The 20,802-nt window shown below is 32.0% G+C and carries 14 protein-coding genes; 2 read left to right on the top strand and 12 right to left on the bottom strand.

Translation table 11 applies throughout. The annotated features are described in order from the left end of the window. Positions 1-168: 168 nt before the first annotated feature. Positions 169-1,173: a LacI family DNA-binding transcriptional regulator gene (locus tag BUB83_RS05745; protein ID WP_073337495.1), complete on the top strand. Its 1,005-nt coding sequence runs from the start codon at positions 169-171 to the stop codon at positions 1,171-1,173. A 92-nt stretch (positions 1,174-1,265) separates the two neighbouring features. Here BUB83_RS05745 and BUB83_RS05740 read toward each other — a convergent pair whose 3' ends face one another. From BUB83_RS05740 to BUB83_RS05700, 9 genes are all read right to left on the bottom strand, one after another. After that, positions 1,266-3,677, bottom strand: coding sequence for a glycoside hydrolase family 94 protein (locus tag BUB83_RS05740; RefSeq protein ID WP_073337494.1), 2,412 nt, complete (start codon positions 3,675-3,677; stop codon positions 1,266-1,268). Positions 3,678-3,723: 46 nt separating this feature from the next. Next, the gene (locus tag BUB83_RS05735; RefSeq protein ID WP_073337493.1) at positions 3,724-6,159 is read right to left on the bottom strand and encodes a glycoside hydrolase family 94 protein; all 2,436 of its coding nucleotides are present in this window, start codon (positions 6,157-6,159) and stop codon (positions 3,724-3,726) included. 74 nt (positions 6,160-6,233) lie between these two features. After that, complete coding sequence (locus BUB83_RS05730; RefSeq protein ID WP_073337492.1) at positions 6,234-7,286, bottom strand: LacI family DNA-binding transcriptional regulator; 1,053 nt, start codon at positions 7,284-7,286, stop codon at positions 6,234-6,236. 148 nt (positions 7,287-7,434) lie between these two features. Then, a complete protein-coding gene (locus tag BUB83_RS05725; protein ID WP_073337491.1) occupies positions 7,435-8,382 on the bottom strand; it encodes a D-2-hydroxyacid dehydrogenase in 948 nt (315 codons plus the stop codon). Next, on the bottom strand, positions 8,348-8,698 hold the full coding sequence (locus BUB83_RS05720; RefSeq protein WP_073337490.1) for a PadR family transcriptional regulator: 351 nt from the start codon (positions 8,696-8,698) through the stop codon (positions 8,348-8,350). The genes BUB83_RS05725 and BUB83_RS05720 overlap by 35 nt, the downstream gene beginning before the upstream one ends. 160 nt (positions 8,699-8,858) lie before the next feature. Then, complete coding sequence (locus tag BUB83_RS05715; RefSeq protein WP_073337489.1) at positions 8,859-10,352, bottom strand: cohesin domain-containing protein; 1,494 nt, start codon at positions 10,350-10,352, stop codon at positions 8,859-8,861. Between the two features lie 97 nt (positions 10,353-10,449). Continuing rightward, entirely contained in the window at positions 10,450-15,840 is a 5,391-nt protein-coding gene (locus BUB83_RS05710) for an InlB B-repeat-containing protein (protein WP_073337488.1), read from the bottom strand. Positions 15,841-16,169: 329 nt separating this feature from the next. Then, entirely contained in the window at positions 16,170-16,880 is a 711-nt protein-coding gene (locus tag BUB83_RS05705; protein WP_073337487.1) for a LytR/AlgR family response regulator transcription factor, read from the bottom strand. A gap of 41 nt (positions 16,881-16,921) precedes the next feature. Further along, positions 16,922-17,383, bottom strand: coding sequence for a MarR family winged helix-turn-helix transcriptional regulator (locus tag BUB83_RS05700; protein WP_073337486.1), 462 nt, complete (start codon positions 17,381-17,383; stop codon positions 16,922-16,924). A gap of 320 nt (positions 17,384-17,703) precedes the next feature. Between BUB83_RS05700 and BUB83_RS05695 the strand changes: the two genes are divergently transcribed. After that, positions 17,704-18,627 carry a ketopantoate reductase family protein gene (locus BUB83_RS05695; protein WP_073337485.1) on the top strand — a complete coding sequence of 308 codons (924 nt, stop codon included), beginning with the start codon at positions 17,704-17,706 and terminating at the stop codon, positions 18,625-18,627. Between the two features lie 37 nt (positions 18,628-18,664). Here the strand turns inward: BUB83_RS05695 and dhaM are convergent, their stop codons facing one another. Genes dhaM through dhaK form a run of 3 tightly spaced genes read right to left on the bottom strand, consistent with a single transcriptional unit; the run spans position 18,665 to position 20,736 of the window. Continuing rightward, positions 18,665-19,054 (bottom strand): dihydroxyacetone kinase phosphoryl donor subunit DhaM, encoded by a 390-nt coding sequence (gene dhaM / locus BUB83_RS05690; protein ID WP_073337484.1) that lies wholly within the window; start codon positions 19,052-19,054, stop codon positions 18,665-18,667. A 34-nt stretch (positions 19,055-19,088) separates the two neighbouring features. After that, positions 19,089-19,718, bottom strand: coding sequence for a dihydroxyacetone kinase subunit DhaL (gene dhaL, locus BUB83_RS05685; protein ID WP_073337483.1), 630 nt, complete (start codon positions 19,716-19,718; stop codon positions 19,089-19,091). Positions 19,719-19,734: 16 nt separating this feature from the next. Further along, the gene (gene dhaK / locus BUB83_RS05680) at positions 19,735-20,736 is read right to left on the bottom strand and encodes a dihydroxyacetone kinase subunit DhaK (RefSeq protein WP_073337482.1); all 1,002 of its coding nucleotides are present in this window, start codon (positions 20,734-20,736) and stop codon (positions 19,735-19,737) included. Between the last annotated feature and the right edge of the window lie 66 nt (positions 20,737-20,802).

Genomic DNA, 20,802 nt, shown 5'->3' with positions numbered 1-20,802 from the left:
GTTTATATAACAATATTATATTACTCTTTCTTTTGTGTCAATAGTATCCTTATTTTTTTTAAATGCTTTTTTAACTTATAGACAAACCACTCCAACTATTAATTTATAAATTAATACTGTATAATTAATTTATATTTTAATACAAGATTTTTATAAAGGAGTATAAATATGAGCGTTAAATTAATTGACGTAGCAAATAAAGCTGGCGTTTCCAAGAGCACTGCTTCTCAATATTTAAATGGCAGATATAAATATATGTCTCTAGAAACAAAAGAACGAATTCGACTTGCCATAGAAGAACTAAATTTTGTTCCAAATCAAATTGCAAGAAGTCTTAAGACTGAAAAAACAAATACCATAGGCATTATAGTTAGTAATATTACTGGTTCTATTACTAGTCAGGTCATTAGAGGAGTAGATGATTATTGTAAAAAAAATAATTATAATCTGCTAATCTATAATACGGATTATATTAAAGAAATGGAGAAAAAATCTATTGCCACCCTTAATTCCTTAAAGGCTGATGGTTTAATCATCACATCCTCTGGTGAAATAAATGACCTTCTTAATACAGAAGATCAAGGTTCTCTACCAATTGTGCATATACATAGAGATTTTGATGGTTTAAAGGTTAATACAGTGCTATCTGATTATACTCAGGGTGCATATGCGGCAACAGAATATTTGATACAACTGGGACATACAAGAATTGGGGTTATAACTCGTCCTTATGATAAAATACCTTCCAGACGTAGACGATTAAACGGCTGTAAAAATGCTTTAGAAAAGAATCATATACCTTTTGATTCTAATTTGGTTCAAATTGCAAATACTGAATGTGATATAGAAAGAATTTATAATTATTTTATGTCATTAACTGAGCCTCCTACTGTGATTTTCACAATGTATTCTATGATTACTATTGATTTGCTCAGATATTTCAATAAACATAATATTTCTGTACCGGAGGATATTTCTTTGCTTGCTTTCGATGATTTAACTTTGGCTGATTTACTTAAAGTTCCACTTACCGTGGTTAATCAGCAATCCTATGAGCTAGGAGAAAAAGCTGCCTCTCTGCTTTTAAATAAAATTGCCTTACCAAAGAAACCACAAGAAAATATAACCTTACCTTGTAACTTAATTATACGAAGTTCTTGTAAAAAAATATAAACACACCCTACTGTTTTTCAGTAGAGTATGTTTATTTTTTTTATTAATATGGACAAAGTGTATCATTTCCCACTGTGAGAATCTACTATCTCCTAGCCCATGTATGCTACTATATTGTGAACTAATCCATCTGCAAAAATTGGTGCTTTATTTGTATCCACTTCTTTACCGTCAATTTCCATACGGCTAATTCCTTTAGATATGTGGTTAGGATTTTTAATGGTAATATTATAAGTAGCATTTTTAAATTCTTTAATTATGCTAACTTCATCCCAAGCTTTTGGAATACAAGGATCTATTATTAAACCATCATAATCCGCTCTAACTCCCATAATGTATTTTGTAGCTGCTTGATAAACCCATGAAGCTGTTCCTGACAACCAACTATTACGACCTAATCCAAATTGTGGATGCTCATCACCTAGGATATTTTGAGGGAATACATAAGGCTCTACTTCAAATTCATCAATATTATCATTCTTTAAAATTGGATTTATTTGTTGATAGTATTGGAAAGCTCTATCCCCGTTACCTACTAAGGTTTCAGCAATAATTACCCACGGATTTGAATGTAGGAAAATACCTCCATTTTCTTTTGCTCCAGGTGGATATGTTGATACTCCTCCTAAGTTAGGGTCAAAACCATTATAGCCTGGATAACTTAACTTAATACCATTCTTAGTATTTAAATATTTATTCAATGACTCTAAAGATTGAGTAGCTCTCTGTTCATCAGCAAATCCAGACATAATTGTCCAAGATTGAGCATTAGTATAGATCATACCAGCTTCATTTACCTTAGAACCTAGAGGCTTACCTTCATGGTCAAAATACCTCAAGTACCATTCTCCATCCCAACAGTTTTCATTTACAGCTATCTTCATTTCATCATAATAATCTTTATATTTATTAACTATTTCTTCATCACCTAAATGTGTCATTAACTCCATCATTTCTAATAAAGCTTTACCATATAAATTGGCGTTGAAAATAGATTCAGCTGTTTTTGGTAAGTTAACACAATCATTCCAATCTGCAAAACCTAACAACGGTATGCCATGTCTTCCTTTATTATCATGAGTAAATTCAATAGCTCTTTTTAAATGCTCTAAAATTGTTGCTTCTTCTAAAGGCTTATCCTTTGAATCTTTTTCATAAAAAGGAACTACTTTGTTTAACAAATCATAATTAGCTGATTCTTTAAGATACTCACAAACAGTTTGTACAATCCATAAATGATCATCACCATAGAAATCATCTCTATTCTCCATCTCACCTGATTCACCTTTAGTAGCTTCCATAGTCAATGGATAAAATTGATGCATTGCGCAACCATTTCTTCTTTGTATTGATAATAGTTTTCCAATCATTTCAGTAGATTCATCAGCACATAATCCCATAATTCCTATCAAATCTTGAGAAGTGTCTCTGAATCCTATTCCTCTTACTCCAAGCCCTAATTGATATAATGATAAAAATCTAGACCAATTTTTAGTAGTCATGCATTGTTTAGGATTGTGTATGTTAACTAATGTATTAAAGTCTTCGTCTGGAGTTTTAACTTGGAATTTTGACAAATAATTATTCCAATGATTTTCCAATTTGATAAAGGCTTCGTCTACACATTTCTCATCTCTATATTTTTCTATTTCTGTCATTTCATAATCAAAATCAGTATATTGACCTAATTGAGTGATTATTCTTTTTGTTTCATTTGGTTCAAGTTGCCCCATCTTATGCAGAGCCGCAACAATATTGTCTTCTCTTAAGGCTTCATAATTACTTAATTCTTCTTGAAACAGGCTTAAAGGTTTCATAAATGTTCCATAGCCATTGTCCCCTAAAAAGATTTTTCTATCTGTTTCAAATGATGCTATTGGATAATTTGATGTAAAATAGTTTACATTTGTATCTTTTCTCATAAATGCAAATTGTTTTATTACTCTCTTACCATCTGCTTCATTTATGCACTGTGATTGCATAGTTTGAGGAACCCAATCAGCATTATTAAACTGTTTCATCGCTTCGAAATGAGTGTATTCAACAAAAGGAATAATATCCATTTCAATAGCTTCTCCAGAAATATTTGTTACTTTAATATCTCTAATTTCTCTTTGACTATCCATAGGTACAAATATTGTAACCTCAGTTCTGATACCTAATATCTCAGAAGTAATAATGCTATACCCATTACCAACTCTACATTCATAGTAATCATATGGTGTTAGCGTAGGTACATAAAATGGAGAGAACACTACATATTCATTATTTTTCTTTATACGAATATATAAAGTTTCACCCTTAAGTTCTGAAGCTGGTAATTGAGGAATGTATTTTACTATTCTGTTCAAAGCAGGATCACCCTTACAAAGAAGAGCTCCCCCTGTTTGATCAATTAATCCACCAAAATCTAACCCGCCAATATAATTCGTCCATTTTACTGGAGTTTTGGGATTAGTTATAACATATTCTTTTCTTTCATTGTTAAAATATCCGTATTTCATTTGAATCCTCCTCGTATATTGATATGAATTTAATATTAATAAATTGTTATCCTAGGATTACCTCTACTTCACAACTTTCTTCTTCCATAGCAGGTACAATATTTCCTTGAACTATTTTTCCATTAACTTTTAATGATTTCACTCCTTTACAAACAGAATCAGGATTAAGAATTTGAATATTATAAGTTGTACCTCTAAATTTTCTGCTGACAGTATATTCATTCCAATCTTTTGGTATACATGGGTTTATTTCTAGTCCATCATAATTTGGTTTAACACCAAGTATCCATTGAGTTATAGTTACATAGTTCCATGCTGCTGTACCAGTTAACCATGAATTCTTAGCTTCTCCATGTCTTATTGCATCTTTTCCAGCTATCATTTGTGAATAAACATAAGGTTCTGTTCTATGGATTTCACTGATTTCTTCTAAGTATGCAGGACAAATTTTCTTAAATATATTAAAGGCTTCATCTCCTCTACCAATAACCGTTTCTCCACAAGCTACCCAAGGATTATTGTGACAGAAGATACCCGCATTTTCTTTATATCCTGGTGGGTAAGATGATATTTCCCCTAAATTAATCATGTATTTAGTGTAGGCTGGATTATTTAATACCATTCCATATGGAGTATCTAAGTATTTTCTAGCTGAATCTAAGGCTTTCTTTGCAAGACCTTCTTCTACTCCAATTTCACCCATTACACACATACCTTGAGGTTCAATAAATATCTTTCCTTCTTCACAATCGTTGCTTCCAACTTTTTCTCCAAAAGCATCAAAAGCTCTTAAGAACCATTCACCATCATGACCATGCTCGATTACATTTTGTTTCATTTTTTCAATCTCTTTTGTAGCTTTTAGCGCTTCATCATCAAGTCCTTTTCTTTTGCATAATTCTGCAAATTCTGGGCCAATAAATGCAAACATTCCTGCTATAAATATAGATTCAGCCACTTTACCATCGGCATTATTTTGTGCTGTTTGAAAAGACTCTCCTGGTGAATCTGAGAAACAATTTAAATTTAAACAATCATTCCAGTCAGCTCTTCCGATTAATGGAAGACCGTGAGGACCAACATTATTTACAACATGATAAAATGATCTTTTTAAATGTTCAAGCATAGATTGACTTAAACTTTCATCATTATTAAAAGGTACATTTTCATCTAAAATACTATAATCCCCTGTTTCTTTTATATATGTTGCTACAGATAAAATCATCCAAAGTGGATCATCGTTAAACCCACCACCCATAGCGTGATTTCCCATTTTAGTTAATGGCTGATATTGGTGATAAGCTCCACCATCTTCTTTTTGAGTTGCAGCTAAATCAAGTAGTCTTTCTCTTGCTCTCTCTGGTATTTGATGAACAAATCCTAGAATATCTTGATTGGAATCTCTAAAACCCATTCCTCTTCCAATACCTGATTCAAAGAAAGATGCACTTCTTGATAAATTAAAGGTAACCATACATTGATACGTGTTCCATATATTAACCATTCTATTAAGTTTTGTTTCAGAAGTATTTACATTATATGCTGATAATAAGTTTTCCCAGTGATTTTTCAATTCTTCTAATGATGCATCAACTTTACTACTTGTGCTAAAGTTTTCCATCATTTCTTTTGCTTTATCTTTATTAATTATATTCTTGCTTTCCCATTTGTTTTCTTTATCATTTTCAACATATCCAAGTATAAATATATATTTCTTGCTTTCTTTAGGTTTCAAGCTTACATTAATCATATGGGAAGCTATAGGAGACCAACCACTTGCAACAGAATTTTTTGCTACTCCTTCTACTACAACATCTGGACTGTCAATTCCATTGTAAAGACCTGTAAAGCTTTCTCTATCCGTATCAAATCCATTAATATCAGTATTTACAGAATAAAATGAGTAATGATTTCTTCTTTCTCTGTATTCAGTTTTGTGATAAATTGTTGACCCTTCTACTTCTACTTCTCCAATATTCAAATTTCTTTGAAAATTAGTCATATCATCATTAGCATCCCATAAACAAAATTCTAAATATGAGAATAAGCTTATATTTTTTTCTTCTTCAGAATTATTTATAACTTCTAATTGATGAACTTCACAGTTATTAGCTAATGGTACAAAAGAAGTTTGTTGAACCTTTACACTGTTCTTTTCACCAGTGATTTTTGAATAACCAAGCCCATGTCTACACTCATAAAAATCTAATTCTGTTTTGCATGGTTTATAAGCTGGTGACCATACTGTATCATTATCTTTTATATAAAAATATCTTCCTTCATTGTCCACTGGTATATTATTGTATCTATATCTGGTTATTCTTCTTAATCTTGCATCTTTATAAAAAGCGTACCCTCCTGATGTATTTGAGAATAAAGAAAAAAAGTTTTCGCTGCCTAAATAATTAATCCAAGGGTAAGGTGTCTTTGGTGTTGTAATTACATATTCCTTGTTCGAGTCATCAAAAAATCCAAATTTCATTGTTATACTCCTCCTAATATATTATAATTTCATTAATAAACGCGTGTTTATTTTATGTGTAAAAAAGATGTTTATTACACCTTTTTACAAGTATCTCTTTCAAAAAACTCTACATCATATTCAAAAATTTCTAACTGAGATCTAATATTCTCTCCATTGATTTGATCATCAAGTACACTAATTGCTTTTTTAGCCATTTCATAAAAATTTGGCCCTATAGTTGTTAGTTTTAAATCAGATTCTTGAGCTCTATGTGTATTGTCAAATCCCACAATAGATATATCCCCTGGCACAGTATACCCTGCTTCTTTAAATGCTTTAATTGCGCCAAAAGCCATGTAATCATTTGCACTTATATAAGCAGTAGCTAATTTGTTGTTCTTAATGGCACTTTTAACTTTAGAATAAGCTGTATCTGTGGAAAAATCACCTTCTAAAAGATAATCCTCATTAACATAAAGATTTTTTCTTTTCATAGTTTCTTTGAAACCATTAAATCTCACTATAGCAGATCTAGAAGTTTCCCCACCTTTTATAAATCCAATTTCTTTATGCCCCAAGTTGTACAAGTAATCTACAGCTTTTTCTATACCTAAATTGTCTTTAGAATTAATAATTGTAAAGTTAGTATTTTCATATTTTTTTGCTTCTTCTTTGCTCATATCGTAGTCAAATAAAATCATAGAAGTATTATAGTTTTGAGCATTAATCCGAGTTAAAGTATCATTCTGTGTTCCTATAATAATACCCGCGTCAATTCTTTTTTCTAAAAATGCTTGGTTTATCTTTAAATACTTATCCTCATTTGAAACAATGCTTACTAAAACATAATAATCTTTTGCATTAGCCATATCCACTATAATATCAAGATATGAAGCAAAATAGTCATTTCTAAATAGTCTATTTCCATCTTCCTGGCCACCACGAATTATAAAAAATAATCCTATTGTATTACTATTTTTTCCTGCTAATGTTCTTGCAAAGGAATTTGGCATATAATTATGTTCATTAATAACTGCCATAACTTTTTGCCTAGTTTTTTCTGGAACATTAGAATAGTTATTGATAACCCTGGATACAGTACTTCGAGATACCCCTGCTAATTTTGCTATTTCAATACTTTTCATTTATAATCCTTCTCCTAAATAACGCTGAATAAATGTTTATGAACACGCGTTTATTATACTATTTTTTCACCACATTGTCAAATAAAAAAAACAATTAAAATAGTATATTTGCCATCTTAACCGTTTTCATCACTATAGCATAGAAAAATCAATATCCTTTATTTAAATCATATTTATTAGTTAATTCCTCACCCTTTATAAAGGCTTCGATATTAGGTTTTATTACTTCATAAAATTTTTCAGAATAATTAGCATTTGGGCCTGCAATATGTGGGGTTATTATTATATTGTCTAAATCCCATAAAGGACTTGCTTCACTCAAAGGTTCTTCAGCAAATACATCTGAAATATAAAGTTTTAACTGTTTATTCTTCAAGGCCACATATAAATCCTCTTCATTTACAGTTGTTCCTCTACCTATATTTATCATAGTACAGCTTTCTTTTACCATATCAAAATATTTTTTATCTATCATATTCAGTGTATCCTTTGTTGATGGAAGTAAATTTACAATATAATCGCAATTCTTAAAGATCCAGTCCATATCATTTGAGTCAAATACTTTTTCCACATATTCAGTTTGCTGAGCAGTTCTTTTTACACCATAAACCTGCATTCCTAAAAAGCTAGCTCTTCTAGCCAATTCTTGTCCTATGGAGCCAAGGCCTAATATTCCAAGTTTTTTGCCACTTATCTCATCTTGTTTTTTTATACCTGGTGTGATTTTTCTGTTTTGTTTTTCTACAATATAATCTTGTATATTTCTAGCAGCCATTATCATCATACAAAGGGCATATTCTGATATATGTGATTTATGCATTCCTCTTGCTGTAGTTAAAATTATATTTTTATCATTTAGTTTATCAACTGGCCAAAAATCTACTCCAGCGCTAGCTGCTTGAATCCACTTAAGTTTTTTTGCATTATTCAAAGCTTCATCAGAAGTTTTGAAACATATAAGTACATCTGCATCCTCTATTTCCTCAATTACCCTATCTGGATTTTTTTCAAATACAAATTCAATATTACTAAAGTCATTCTTTAATTTTAATAATGGTTCTTCATCGAAAGCTCCTGCATCTATTAATATTTTCATATCTATCCTCTCCTAATAATTCATTTCCATCTATTACCAACTGTTTTAACCTACTATGCTCTTCTTTTAGAATTTCTCTACCTTTATCTGTGAGTATATAAGTTTTTTTACTTTCTTCCGTAGATATTTTAACAACAATATCTTCTTTCTCAAATCTAGATAAAAGGGAATACACCGTTCCAGCCCCTACCTTTACTTTATCCTTTGTCATCTCACTTATATTTTTCATTATTCCATAACCATGTATTGGTTCAAGTAAATTAAGAAGCACATAATACATAGGTTCTGTTAATGTTTGAAGCTGTTTTCTTGCCATACATTTCCTCCATATATCGAGTATAGATATATTTTATATCTATACTGGATATATGACAATAGTTGAGTATTATTTTTATCAGTTAAAGTTTCTTAATTTAAGACAAAAAACAACAGCCACTTTTTACAGTAGCTGTTGTTTTTTAATGCACTTAATAATTTTATTTTGCTTTTTTGCGTTTTAAATATATAAACGAAATCACAGCAGCAGAAATAATTACAATACTTATACTACTTACCCATGGAAATTTTTTTGAATCATCCACGGTTTTTGAATCGTCTACGCTTTTTGAATCATCTACAGTTTTTGGAGTTGTTTCTTCTTTTGTAATTGTGAATTTTGTACTGGCTTCCCCATCAGGATAAACAACTGTTAATGTATGTTTTCCCTCAGACAAGTTACCCAAATATTCGGGGTTTAAAGTTACAACTGTGTCACCTGGCTCTAAAGTATAATGATTTGCATCAACTAAAACATCATCAACCTCAATGCCACTAAATTTAGCACTATCTCCATCAGCTGTAATAGAAAGCCCCATTTCACTACCAGTTTTCCATTCACTGTTTTCACCTTTAATGATTCTATATTCCTGTTTATTATCCTCTGTGGTAACTGTTACTTCGTTTTTACTGTCAGTTGTAACCGCAGGTTCCTTTGTACTTGCAATTGTAACTGAAGGTTTATTTGCACTTCCAGTTGTAACTGCAGGTTCCTTTGTACTTCCAGTTGTAACCGCAGGTTCATCTGTACTTCCAGTTATAACCGCAGGTTCATCTGTATTTCCGTTTATAACCTCAGGTTCATCTGTATTTCCAGTTATAACCGGAATTTCAATTGGAGTCTCTGGTTCTGGTTTAACATTTCCACCATCAGTATCACTGGATTTTAATACATCTCCATCCTCAAAATACAAGGTATTGCTAATTTCACCACAGAGTTGGCAAGTATAAAAATAAGTAGCTTTATCTGTATAAGTAGCATCACTACGCTTGGTTGCTAAACTTACAACTTTTTTTGTAAAGCTATGACCAAGTGCGGCAATAATTCTTGTATCAAGTACCTCATTACCACTGTCGCAAACAAGGTTTTCGCTACCGTTTTTTTCACATGTTGGTAGCTCTACAGTTACCCATTTACTGCTTTCATGAATGCATTTTATTACAGAAATCTTTCCATTAGAACAGTTTAAAGCAACTTCCTCAACTTTATTATTTATTGTATTTTCATTGCTAAGCTGCAAGCTGATTGCATAGTCATTGTATGCAGCCTCATTAGCAATTGTAAAATTTAAAGTAACAAGTTTTCCTGTGTTAGTAGTATTGTCCAAACTATCTCTTGCCGCAACAAAGAAATAATCTTTTTTATCAAGGGATTCAACAGGTATAACCTCACCCTCAGTAAAAATACTTCCCACGGTGTAACTATTTAAAGTCAATGCATCGTGGTCATACCCCACATTTAAACCTAAACCCCATATACCAGGATTATTGTTCAATGAAATAACTACACTAACGGAGGAGCCAGGTACTGCTTCCACTATTGTTGCAGTGATATCGGGCGTAGATACTGCATTTACCAAAATACCCGGTGTTGCTGTAAGCAATACACAAATCAGCAACACTATTGCTAACAGATTTTGAATGCTTTTTCTCATATCAAATCTCCTTCTATTGTAATATATAGATAAACTGCTTTGTGGTTTATTCAACAGTTGACAGTTGCCTGTCAACTGTCTTTTAATTAAATGCTCCTTATCTGTTGATTGTTACAGTCTTCGTAAATTCAGTTGTGTTTGACGAACGTGGATTAAAGCTCATAGTTACAGTAAATTCAATTTTTTCATCACCACGTTGAATCATTTTTTCATAAAGAGCTTTTTTGTCAATAGTAAAGGAATTAATGTTGTAAGTAAAGCAATCATAATAACCTGTTTGAGATGGTATAACACTTATTACAGGTGCGTCATCATGGGCTAAAGCATTATATGTGCCGTACTGATCAGTAACATTTCCATTGTAGGTGTAAGAAATATTACCCGTAGAAGTACTATCCACATTATTATCGCCCTCCCAGCTATCAAAATCACCTGTCGCGGTAATATTACGTTTGAAGGCAGTAGTGCTATAATCTTGCCATTGGTTATCAAACCATCTATCTACCTGAATAGTTGTTTTTTGTCCGAAAATATTAAGCATCACATAATCACATTCCCAACCAGCAGCTGAATGCTTACCATCATTACCTATATTCATACCGCTTATCATCCATGGATCTCTACTATCTGGTACTGAGTAATCACGATAATCACCCTTCTCAAAATCGTTTCCTGAACCATTAAGATTATACTGACTTCCTCGAGTGTTATCCCCATATAAGAATGTAAATTTAACATTGGCGTCTGTTCCTGCGTTTTTGTTATTAGCTGTTCTAACTCCCACTGTATGATTAGTAGTACTATTAGGTATTACATTTTCAGTTTTTACGGTGATAGAAGACGCTATTGAAGTTGCAGACAGATAATTATCTCCCTCGGTAGCTCTTGCAAACATATAATAATTTGTATTTGCATCTAGATTTACTATGGATAAAGATGTTGTCCATCCATTTTCAGGTGCAGTAGTAGTTTTGCTTACCGCATACTCCACAGCTCCATCCCCATAAGCTTCAAAATCTGTTACCGGTTCTACCGATACAGTTTTGTATAATGCAGTTCCACTTGTAGGGGCAGTTACTGTACGACTTTTCTTATTAATAATAAGAGTGTCTGTCAATACTAATTCATAAGCTGCGTAAGTATCGTCTTCCTCACGAGAAATTTTAACTGCATATTTTCCAGCATTTATTGCACTATCACTCCAGTCCGTATCACCTGGCTTTTTATACATTACAGTAAAGTCCTTAATAGTTGTTCCTTTTACATCAAATGAAATCTGGCTACCATTGTAGGTATTACTCTGTACAGCAGTATCTATACCAGTTATAACTGATTTTTTCTTCCACTGAGCATAAAGTGTCTGTGGAGCTGTGATTTTCACCATTGTATCTGCTGCAACTTGACTTCCGCCATCTACTGCTGTAAACCACCCATTAAAGATATAACCTTTCCTTGTAGGCATTGGTAATTCTTCGTAGGCTTTGTCGTAATTTACTTGCTTGTTCAAAGTTCTAACTTCGCCTCCGTTAGCATTAAAGCTAACAGTGTATTGATTTACCTTCCACTTTGCATAAAGTGTAAAACTGTTACCAGGCATTTTATCAAAACTATAGGCCTTGGTAAGTCCTAAATCTGAACACCACCCATCAAAGGTATATCCAACTTTAGTTGGCTCAACTGGTGGATTTACTACAGTACCTTTATAACGTTGTATAGCATTAACCTTACTGCCTCCATTAGAATCAAAAGTGATTGTGTATTTTTCTCCTGTAGGTTCACCACATTCACCAGTAAAAGTAGTGTCATTGGTGACTCTGCTGATGTTCTTGTCCCAATTTGTAACTATATAGCCTTGTCCTTGATTCAAAAGATATTCTGAATAATCAAATACAGGAATAGTTCCCTTTTTAACAATCTCAGTGACAGGTTCTATAACCTTTCCATCCATTGATTTGAACCTATATGTGACTACACATGAATTTTCCTCATATTTGGCTGTGTATTTATAATTATTTGCCAAAAGCTGCTTTGCAAAAACAACATCTATTGCATTGCCTGAAGATCTCCCATTTACTACATCACTGCATTCAGCTGTGAGATAGCGTGTATAAGTTTTACCCGGAATGCTTGTCCCAGTTTCATCTAAAGCTGACAAATCAAAATTTTCGCCAAAATTAGCCGTAAAATTTTTGTTTTCCTTAGTTCCATCTGGTTTTTGAATACCCTCTATAGTTAGTGTGTATTCTTTTTCTGTAACCCCAAAGTTATAGATTTTATTTTCACTTGCAAGAATGGCTTCTTCTTCATAACCTGTGTAACCTGTGTATTTCAAGTTAGTTTGTCCATCCATCTTTTTATCATATCCAATAAGTTCTAAAACCTCTTCTTCTGTTGGAAGCACTGGTATTTCACCCTTATTAACACGTTCACTCCAAATAATTTTATCTCCTGCCATAACACTAACTGAATACTGTTCTTTTAATTCTGTGTCAGTGAGGTTTGTCCAAACTAAATGAATTGTACGTTTCAAATCTCCCATAGAAAATGCAAGTTTTGCTGATTTCCAAGTGATAGTTAAATCACAGGTCTGGTAACGAATATTTTCCGGTACCGTAACCGTGATAATACCATCCTTTAGAACAAAGTTTTTATTTGAAAGTGTATAGTAAAATCTATCATTATCATAAACTTCTTGGAACATATCTCCTTCTGTCAAATTCAAACAAGACATATTACGGAACTCTTGTGGTAGTGGATAAGTGGTTATATCCTTTATAAGTTCCTTATTATCCTTTTCCGGTTGTTCATACGCAAAATCATATACATTGATTTCATCTCCGGCGTAAAGTAAAGGCCACTGCTCTTCATAAACAGTCGGATTATACGATACATTACCATTGAGCACCTGTGCTTTAAAGGCAATTTCTAAATAGATACCAAATTCTAGATAAAGTGCACCTACCATCTTAGATGTTCTCTTATTATTAACAGATTTTAAGTCATAAAAGAAATATCCAAACATCTCTGTGTATGCTCCAACTTCAACTCCCACACCTACACTGTCCAACTTTGTGGAGAACAGGCCTATGGCAAACTCTAATTGAAGTCCTGCACGAATTCCTAGTTCACCCATGGCATAAAATTGGAATGCATAAGTTTCATCTATTAAAGGCATACTGGAACTGCCCGCATTCTTCTCACGAATTTTGAACCAGAAACAATAACGGGTACCACTCTGATATTCAAAGTTGCAACCTAATGCTAAATTTATGTTTGCTGAAACTACAAAATCCATCTTATAAGAATAAGCAAAGATATTGAAAGGATCTACACATCCTTGGGCATCTACAAGATTTTGATCAATAATGCTTATATAGTCGGTTTCGTTTTCCAGCATTTCTCCGTAGGCTTCAAAAAGGTTTTGCACTCCTGCGGTAATTTCTTCCTCATCCTGCTCCTCCATAAGAGATTTTAATTCTTCTGAAATATCAAGTTTTCCTTCTTCTTCTTTTTGAGCTGATGAAACAACAGCCTTTATACTAATGCCAGTGTAATTATAAATATCAATATTGGCTTTCATTTGATAGTCACCGATATAATAGAGATTTGGCCACCAATCTGTTTGCTTCCAAACCGCTTTACCATTGGCATTTACAGACATCTTCACTTCTTGTACAAATGTAGCAGAAAGCTGAATTATAATTTCATTTTCCTCGCCCACATTAAGTGAAACTTCTCCACTTACTTTGACGGAACATTGAATTCCTTTACCAAAATGCTGGGATTTATTGTCGATTTGTACTTCTACATTGATATTTTCAGTATTATATTCGCTACCTATTCTAGCCCCTGCAATTTGCGAAAGATTGATTTCTTCACCCATCTTATCAGTGATGATAAAATCCTCTACTCCGGAAATTTCACTAAATCCGTCGGTTTGGGTAGCTGCACTAGCGAGGAATCTCATAGCCTGATGTGCAAATCCGCTATCAATTGTTTCCTTTTCTATTTGTGCTTGAAGTTCATCAACATCAACATCTTCAAGCATAGTTTCACCGTCAGTGTCATTAGTAGTATAATAATCTAAAGTTATATCTTGAATTGCTTCCTCTGTTGTTGGAGAAAAGTTGACAGTCATTATGTCATCATTTGATGTAATACTTTCAATTTGCCCATAAAGAACTTCATTGTCAGTTTCCATAATTACTACAAAATCGCCTTTATCCACAGTAGTATCTTTATCAAGACCCAACTCTGCATATACAGAAAAGTCAACCTGATCTTTGTCTACAGTAAATGAACCCTCTGGATTATATGTTGTTAGCTCATCTTCTTTGAAAGGTAAAGTATCTGGAAGAAATAAAACATCTTCCGCATCAGTATTTTTATAACTTACAGTGATTCCATTTATAGCTGTTACATTCACATAAGCAATAGTATCCTCTGAATAATCATCAGTTGTATTACGCTCATTAGGTTTAGTTGTTTTGTAAATACAAAGTACATCACCAATTTTCAGATTAGCCGCATTTGCATAATCAAAGGTTCCTTCAATAGTTGCCTCTTCCTTATTTCCTAAAAGCGCCAAAGAAAGGGATTCCATAGGTTGGCCTTTCTTCGTAATCTGTGAAATTTCTCCGCTCTTTATGTAAATCATGTCCTCATTAAGAGAAATATTAATTACTTCTTCTTTTTTGATGGTAAATGTACAGTTTCGGAAAGAAACCTCTTTATCTGCAAATTTTATTGCATCATTCACAAGCGTTAACTTGTAAGAAGATCCCTCGGTAAATCCATCCTCTGCAGATACACTAAATGTACCTTTTCCACCCGTAACCTGAAGATTTACATACTCTGAGTTATCCACTATTTCTAATAATAGATTTTCCTTCACCTGTTCTGCAGTCATGTTAGCATCAGAACTGTAAAGCTCAAATCTGATGTTTGATTGCTGATCCATAAGACTAAATGAATCATCTACAAATTGTTCTTCTTTTGCAATGTCTGCATATTTTGCATACAAAGTCATACTTGAATTAATTGGACTTTCAGCATAAAATTGATTTTTAAAATTTTCATCCTCGTACCACCCCAAGAAAATCGCATTGTCTTTTTTTGGAGAAAGCACTTCAGAAATATTATCACCTTTTATTACCTGAACAGAACTGATTGAAGAACCTCCGTTAGAATTAAAAGCTATTGTATATACTTCTGGGCCAAGTTTCATATCCCAGCCTGCAATATATTGTTTCATTAATAGCATATCTTCTTCATTAATAACACCGTCAGAATTTATATCAGCTGCCGCCTTGTCAATATCATTCTCGTATCCCGCTATGTATTGCTTCAATAAAAGAACATCTTTTAGATTAATTTTTTTATCACCATTCACGTCGCCCCAAAGGACATTAGTCGCTAAAGCGCTCATAGGCATTATGGACAATATCATACATACCACTAGCAAGAAGCTTAAGATTCGTTTTTTCATGTGAGTCTCTCCTTTAAAATTATTCCCTTCTCAAATGTTGGTCTTAGCCCACTTGTCCACTTTTGTTGTTTCTCTTTAAATATATTCCACATTTACCACCTCCTAATAAATGTTTTTTTTCATTGGCTTTATGTGAATATGTTATTAATTTTATGTGAATTTTTATTATCTATCAATCGAAAGTGCATAATTTGTAGATTTTTAGCATAACTCGTATAAAATATAATTATAAAAGGGCTAGTAAAAAGTATAAATTTCTTTTTACTAGCCCTCTTGATTTTTTTCTATTATTTTATTTACTGTAACCATAAATTATTTTATTAAAATAACTAATCATTAACATTTCCCTTGTCTGAAAACATATAATTAAAATATATTTTTTTTGCATCACTAAAATATTGCCTTGAAATCTTTACTTTATCACCATTTGTCATTATAAATTGTTCTCCTGCAATACTACTAATATGCTCAAGATTCACGATATAGCTTTTATGGCAACGATAAAAGTTGAAACTTTCAATAAGCATCTCATAATCACTTAATTTTGCAATTAATTTAATCTCACGTTTATCTTCTAAATGAAACATAATCTTATGTAAATTACTTTCTAAATATAAAATATTACTGATACAAATTTTCAGATCAATTCCCATTACTTTAACACTAATTGATTCTTTATTTTTTTTTAAAGCTAAGAATCGACATAAGCAATTTTGGATTTCAATTTCTTTAATTGGTTTTAAAATGTAATCAAAAGCAAATACTCGGTAACTTTTCACTGCAAACTCCTTTGAAGTTGTTATAAATACAATAGGCGTTTCTTTATCATATTCACGAATAGCTTCAGCAACATTTATTCCGTTAATTATGGGCATTAAAACATCGAGAAATACCATATCATACCGATTGATTTTGTGGTGAACTAGAAACTCATTTCCATTTTCATATTCGAATACTTGTGTATTTATTTGATTTTTATCAATACATTTACGCAAAGCATCACGTTCTACTTTTAAATCATCACAAATTGCTATCCTCATTTTATATACCCATACTCCTTTGTTTTCAGTAATTATATTCTTTAATCTTTATTTATCCATAACTCATAGCCTAATCTATTGGAAGATAATTTTTTCATAATTTCTACCCAAGCTGTTTGATACTCTTCTCCCAATTGAAGAAATATTTTATTCAATTGTTCTTTTTGAACATTACTAAGTTCTTCTTCAAGCTTTTCTCCTTCTTTTGTAAGAAAAAGATTTTTTACTCTTAAATCCTGTTCACACTGCTCGCTTTTGACAAAACCTTTTTCTAATAATTTTTTAAGTGGCCCATGAAGCCCTTGCTTAGTTATTTCTAATAATGTCAATAATTCATTTACGCTTAAGCCTGGAAATTTAGCTATAAAAAAAATAATTCTATGATGCATTCTTTGTATACCATATTTTTCTAATATTTCATCTGGTTTTTTGGTAAAAGTTTTGTAGCCAAAATAAAATAAAGCTAGTATCTCATCTAATTGATCATGTTTTTTTATATCCATAAATTTTCGTCCTCTCCAAAGTTAAACTGGATTCTCTATAGATACAATAATACCATATTTTATAATTGTATTGTTTGAATATATTTAAATAATATTAATCTTTACTTTAACCACAAAAATTATTGTTTTAGAATTTACTTTCAACTTGTTTTGAACTTTCTATTTAACAGAATTATATTGCTATGTTTAGCAATATAATTAGTCAACTTTATTGACTTATATAGAGTTTTATAATATAATTGTCTTAGGTCAATTATATTGACTTATTTTTATAGATATTTATTAACTCTACAATAATTTATATGGAGTGTGAGGTTTAAATGAAAATAGTAATTGCAGGGTCCGGAGCTATGGGATGCTTTTTGGGATCAAAACTTTATGAACAAGGAAATGAAGTTCTTTTAGTGGATAATTGGGTAGATCATGTTAAAACTATTCAAGAAAAAGGACTAGAAATTATAGATGATAACGGAAGTCATGTTGATTTAATCAAGTCTTCTCTTCCAAAGGAAAGTAAAGGAGAATTTGATTTGCTTATAATTCTCACAAAAGCAATGCAAACTACAGATATGATGAAATCCTGCCAGCATTTAATTAATGAAAATACTTATATATTAACATTGCAGAATGGTCTTGGTAATATTGATATCCTTGAAAAATTTGTTCCAAGAGAGAAATTAATAGCTGGTGTTACAACCTTTGGAAGTAATTTACTCGGACCAGGTAAAATAAAATCTCTAGGTAGTGGCATTATTCAAATGATGCAGATTGACGGTATTGATTCCCCAATGCTAAATAACATTAATAAAGCTTTTACTGATGCAAATATAGATTGCACAATTTGTGATGATGTTATGAAAAGCATTTGGACAAAAGTAACTATTAATTGTGTTTTAAATCCACTTTGCTCAGTTATGGGTACTACAATATCAGATATTTCAAAATATGAAGGTATTCAAGATTTATACGATAATCTTATAAGCGAAATTATTGCTGTTGCAAAAGCTGAAAATATTCTACTTGATGAAGAAAAAATCAAATCCATGCTAACAGATTTATTTAATCCTTCTGTATGTGGAAATCATATTCCTTCTATGCTTCAAGATATTCAAAATGGAAGAGAAACAGAAATTGAATTTCTTAATGGAACTATTATAAAATTAGGTAAAAAACATAATATTATTACACCAAGTAATAATCAAATATATCACTTAGTAAAAATTCTTGAGAAAAAAGCTAGTTAATTTAAAATTAACTAGCTTTTTATTAAGGTTTATTTTTTTATTGCATCTTATTCAAACTAATTGACTGCAAGGATTTTTCTATTTCTAACAAATCACTGCCAATGCTACTTTGTACAGCAGCTACAACTGTTCCCTCAACCAATGCTGCATCTACAATAATTACTTTCTTTTGCATTTCTTCATCTAGGAGCTCTACTGCCATTTGTGCATTCATAAGTGCACTACCCAAATCAAATAATACTATAACTCCATCCTCTGAGTATACTTCATTTATACCCTCAAGTATTTTTTCCATGTCTGTACCTATTCTTTTATCCGATGTTCCCCCTGCAGATACCATTACTACTGAAGGAGCCATCTCCTTAGCAAGCTCTATGGCTCCTTCTGCAATTTTGCTACTATGTGATATTACAACTATTCCTACCATAATTGTCCTCCAGGACTTTAGAAATTGTATTTCTTTATTTTAAAGTTTCGTATATTGTTTCTAGCATTATATAACTTGAAGTAGCTCCTGCATCTTGATGTCCAATGCTTCTTTCTCCAAGATAACTTGCCCTACCTTTTCTCGCTACTATTCCCTTTGTATATTCTACTCCTTTATATGCAGCTTCTTTTGCTTTTTTAAGAGATTCTAGGGAACTGTCCCCGTTATGTATAGATTCTTTTAATGCTTCAATAGCTGGTGCTATTGCATCTATCATGGTTTTATCTCCCGATTCTCCTTTTCCTCTCATTTTTATTCCTTCTAAAGCCACTTCAAGTATTTCAATAAAATCACTTAATCCTATTTCACTTTTACCTGCAACAGCTGCTCCTGCCTTCATAAAAGCCGTTCCATATAATGGACCAGAAGCTCCTCCTACATTTGAAACTAAAGTCATTCCTGTTTTCTTTAAAATATTTCCTATATCTTTTTTATCCTCATCTTTGATTTTTTCAACTACAGCAGTAAATCCTTTACTCATATTTAAGCCATGGTCTCCATCTCCTATAGCTGCATCAAGTTCAGATAGAAAAGCTTTATTCTCATCCATTTTGATACTAATTTCTTTTAATATATGAAATACTTTTTCTCCTGAAATACTCATTTTTGAATCTCCCCTCTTATTTTATCACTTTAAACGCCGGTGTATTTGATGGTTCGTCTAAAAGTTCTATTAATTCATCATCTAATTTCAAAATACTTATAGAGAAACCTGCCATTTCTAGTGCCGTCATATATTCCCCTATAAAAGTTTTATGAACATTTATTCCTTTTTCTAAAAGTACTTCGCTTACTCTTTTATTAACTATATAAAGTTCCATATTAGGAGTTGATCCCAAGCCATTAATCATTACCGCAACTTTTTCTTTTTTTGATACTGGCATATCTTTTAGTATTTTTTCAATCAAATGATCTACTATTTGATCTGCTTCTTTTATATCTTCTTTATGTGTGCCTGGCTCGCCATGGATACCCATGCCTATTTCCATTTCATTTTCACTTAATGTAAAATTTGCTTTTCCTGCTGCAGGAACAATGCATGATGTAAGAGCCATTCCCATACTTCTTACATTAGCTATTACTTTTTCTGCCACAGCTTTTACTTCACTTAAATTAGCCCCATTTTCAGCTTTTGCCCCAGCTATTTTATGAACAAATACAGTTCCTGCAATACCTCTTCTTCCTGCAGTGTACAAGCTATCTTCTACAGCTACATCATCGTTTACCACAACAGTTTCTACTTTTATTTCATCCATATCAGCAAATTCTTTTGCCATTTCAAAATTCATAATATCCCCAGTATAATTTTTAACTACTAATAATACTCCCTCTCCACCATCAACAGCTTTAATGGCTTCATATATTTCATCTGGTGTAGGGGATGTAAATACCGACCCAACTACTGCCCCATGAAGCATGCCTTGTCCAACATATCCAGCATGAGCAGGTTCATGTCCACTTCCACCTCCACTTACAAGAGCTACTTTTCCTTTAATAGGCGAATCTTTTCTAACTAATACATCTGCACTATCTATCTTTTTTAAATATTCCGGATAAGCTGCAGCCAACCCTTTCAACATATCTTCAACCACAAAATTTGGATTATTAATTATTTTTTTCACAACAATTCCTCCAATATTATTTTTATTCAACTAAGGAACAAATAATTATGTTTTTCTAAATTATAT

Source organism: Clostridium grantii DSM 8605, from assembly GCF_900129965.1.
Taxonomy (GTDB): Bacteria; Bacillota; Clostridia; order Clostridiales; family Clostridiaceae; genus Clostridium_AF; species Clostridium_AF grantii.
This window is presented reverse-complemented; position numbering and strand designations above follow the sequence as displayed.

Coding starts and splice junctions, on each gene's coding strand:
- BUB83_RS05735 (WP_073337493.1), bottom strand. CDS start 6,159: ATGAAATTTGGATTTTTTGATGACTCGAACAAGGAATATGTAATTACA.
- BUB83_RS05725 (WP_073337491.1), bottom strand. CDS start 8,382: ATGAAAATATTAATAGATGCAGGAGCTTTCGATGAAGAACCATTATTA.
- BUB83_RS05700 (WP_073337486.1), bottom strand. CDS start 17,383: ATGGATATAAAAAAACATGATCAATTAGATGAGATACTAGCTTTATTT.
- dhaL (WP_073337483.1), bottom strand. CDS start 19,718: ATGAGTATTTCAGGAGAAAAAGTATTTCATATATTAAAAGAAATTAGT.
- dhaM (WP_073337484.1), bottom strand. CDS start 19,054: ATGGTAGGAATAGTTGTAATATCACATAGTAGCAAAATTGCAGAAGGA.
- BUB83_RS05710 (WP_073337488.1), bottom strand. CDS start 15,840: ATGAAAAAACGAATCTTAAGCTTCTTGCTAGTGGTATGTATGATATTG.
- BUB83_RS05745 (WP_073337495.1), top strand. CDS start 169: ATGAGCGTTAAATTAATTGACGTAGCAAATAAAGCTGGCGTTTCCAAG.
- BUB83_RS05740 (WP_073337494.1), bottom strand. CDS start 3,677: ATGAAATACGGATATTTTAACAATGAAAGAAAAGAATATGTTATAACT.
- BUB83_RS05695 (WP_073337485.1), top strand. CDS start 17,704: ATGAAAATAGTAATTGCAGGGTCCGGAGCTATGGGATGCTTTTTGGGA.
- BUB83_RS05720 (WP_073337490.1), bottom strand. CDS start 8,698: ATGGCAAGAAAACAGCTTCAAACATTAACAGAACCTATGTATTATGTG.
- BUB83_RS05730 (WP_073337492.1), bottom strand. CDS start 7,286: ATGAAAAGTATTGAAATAGCAAAATTAGCAGGGGTATCTCGAAGTACT.
- BUB83_RS05705 (WP_073337487.1), bottom strand. CDS start 16,880: ATGAGGATAGCAATTTGTGATGATTTAAAAGTAGAACGTGATGCTTTG.
- BUB83_RS05715 (WP_073337489.1), bottom strand. CDS start 10,352: ATGAGAAAAAGCATTCAAAATCTGTTAGCAATAGTGTTGCTGATTTGT.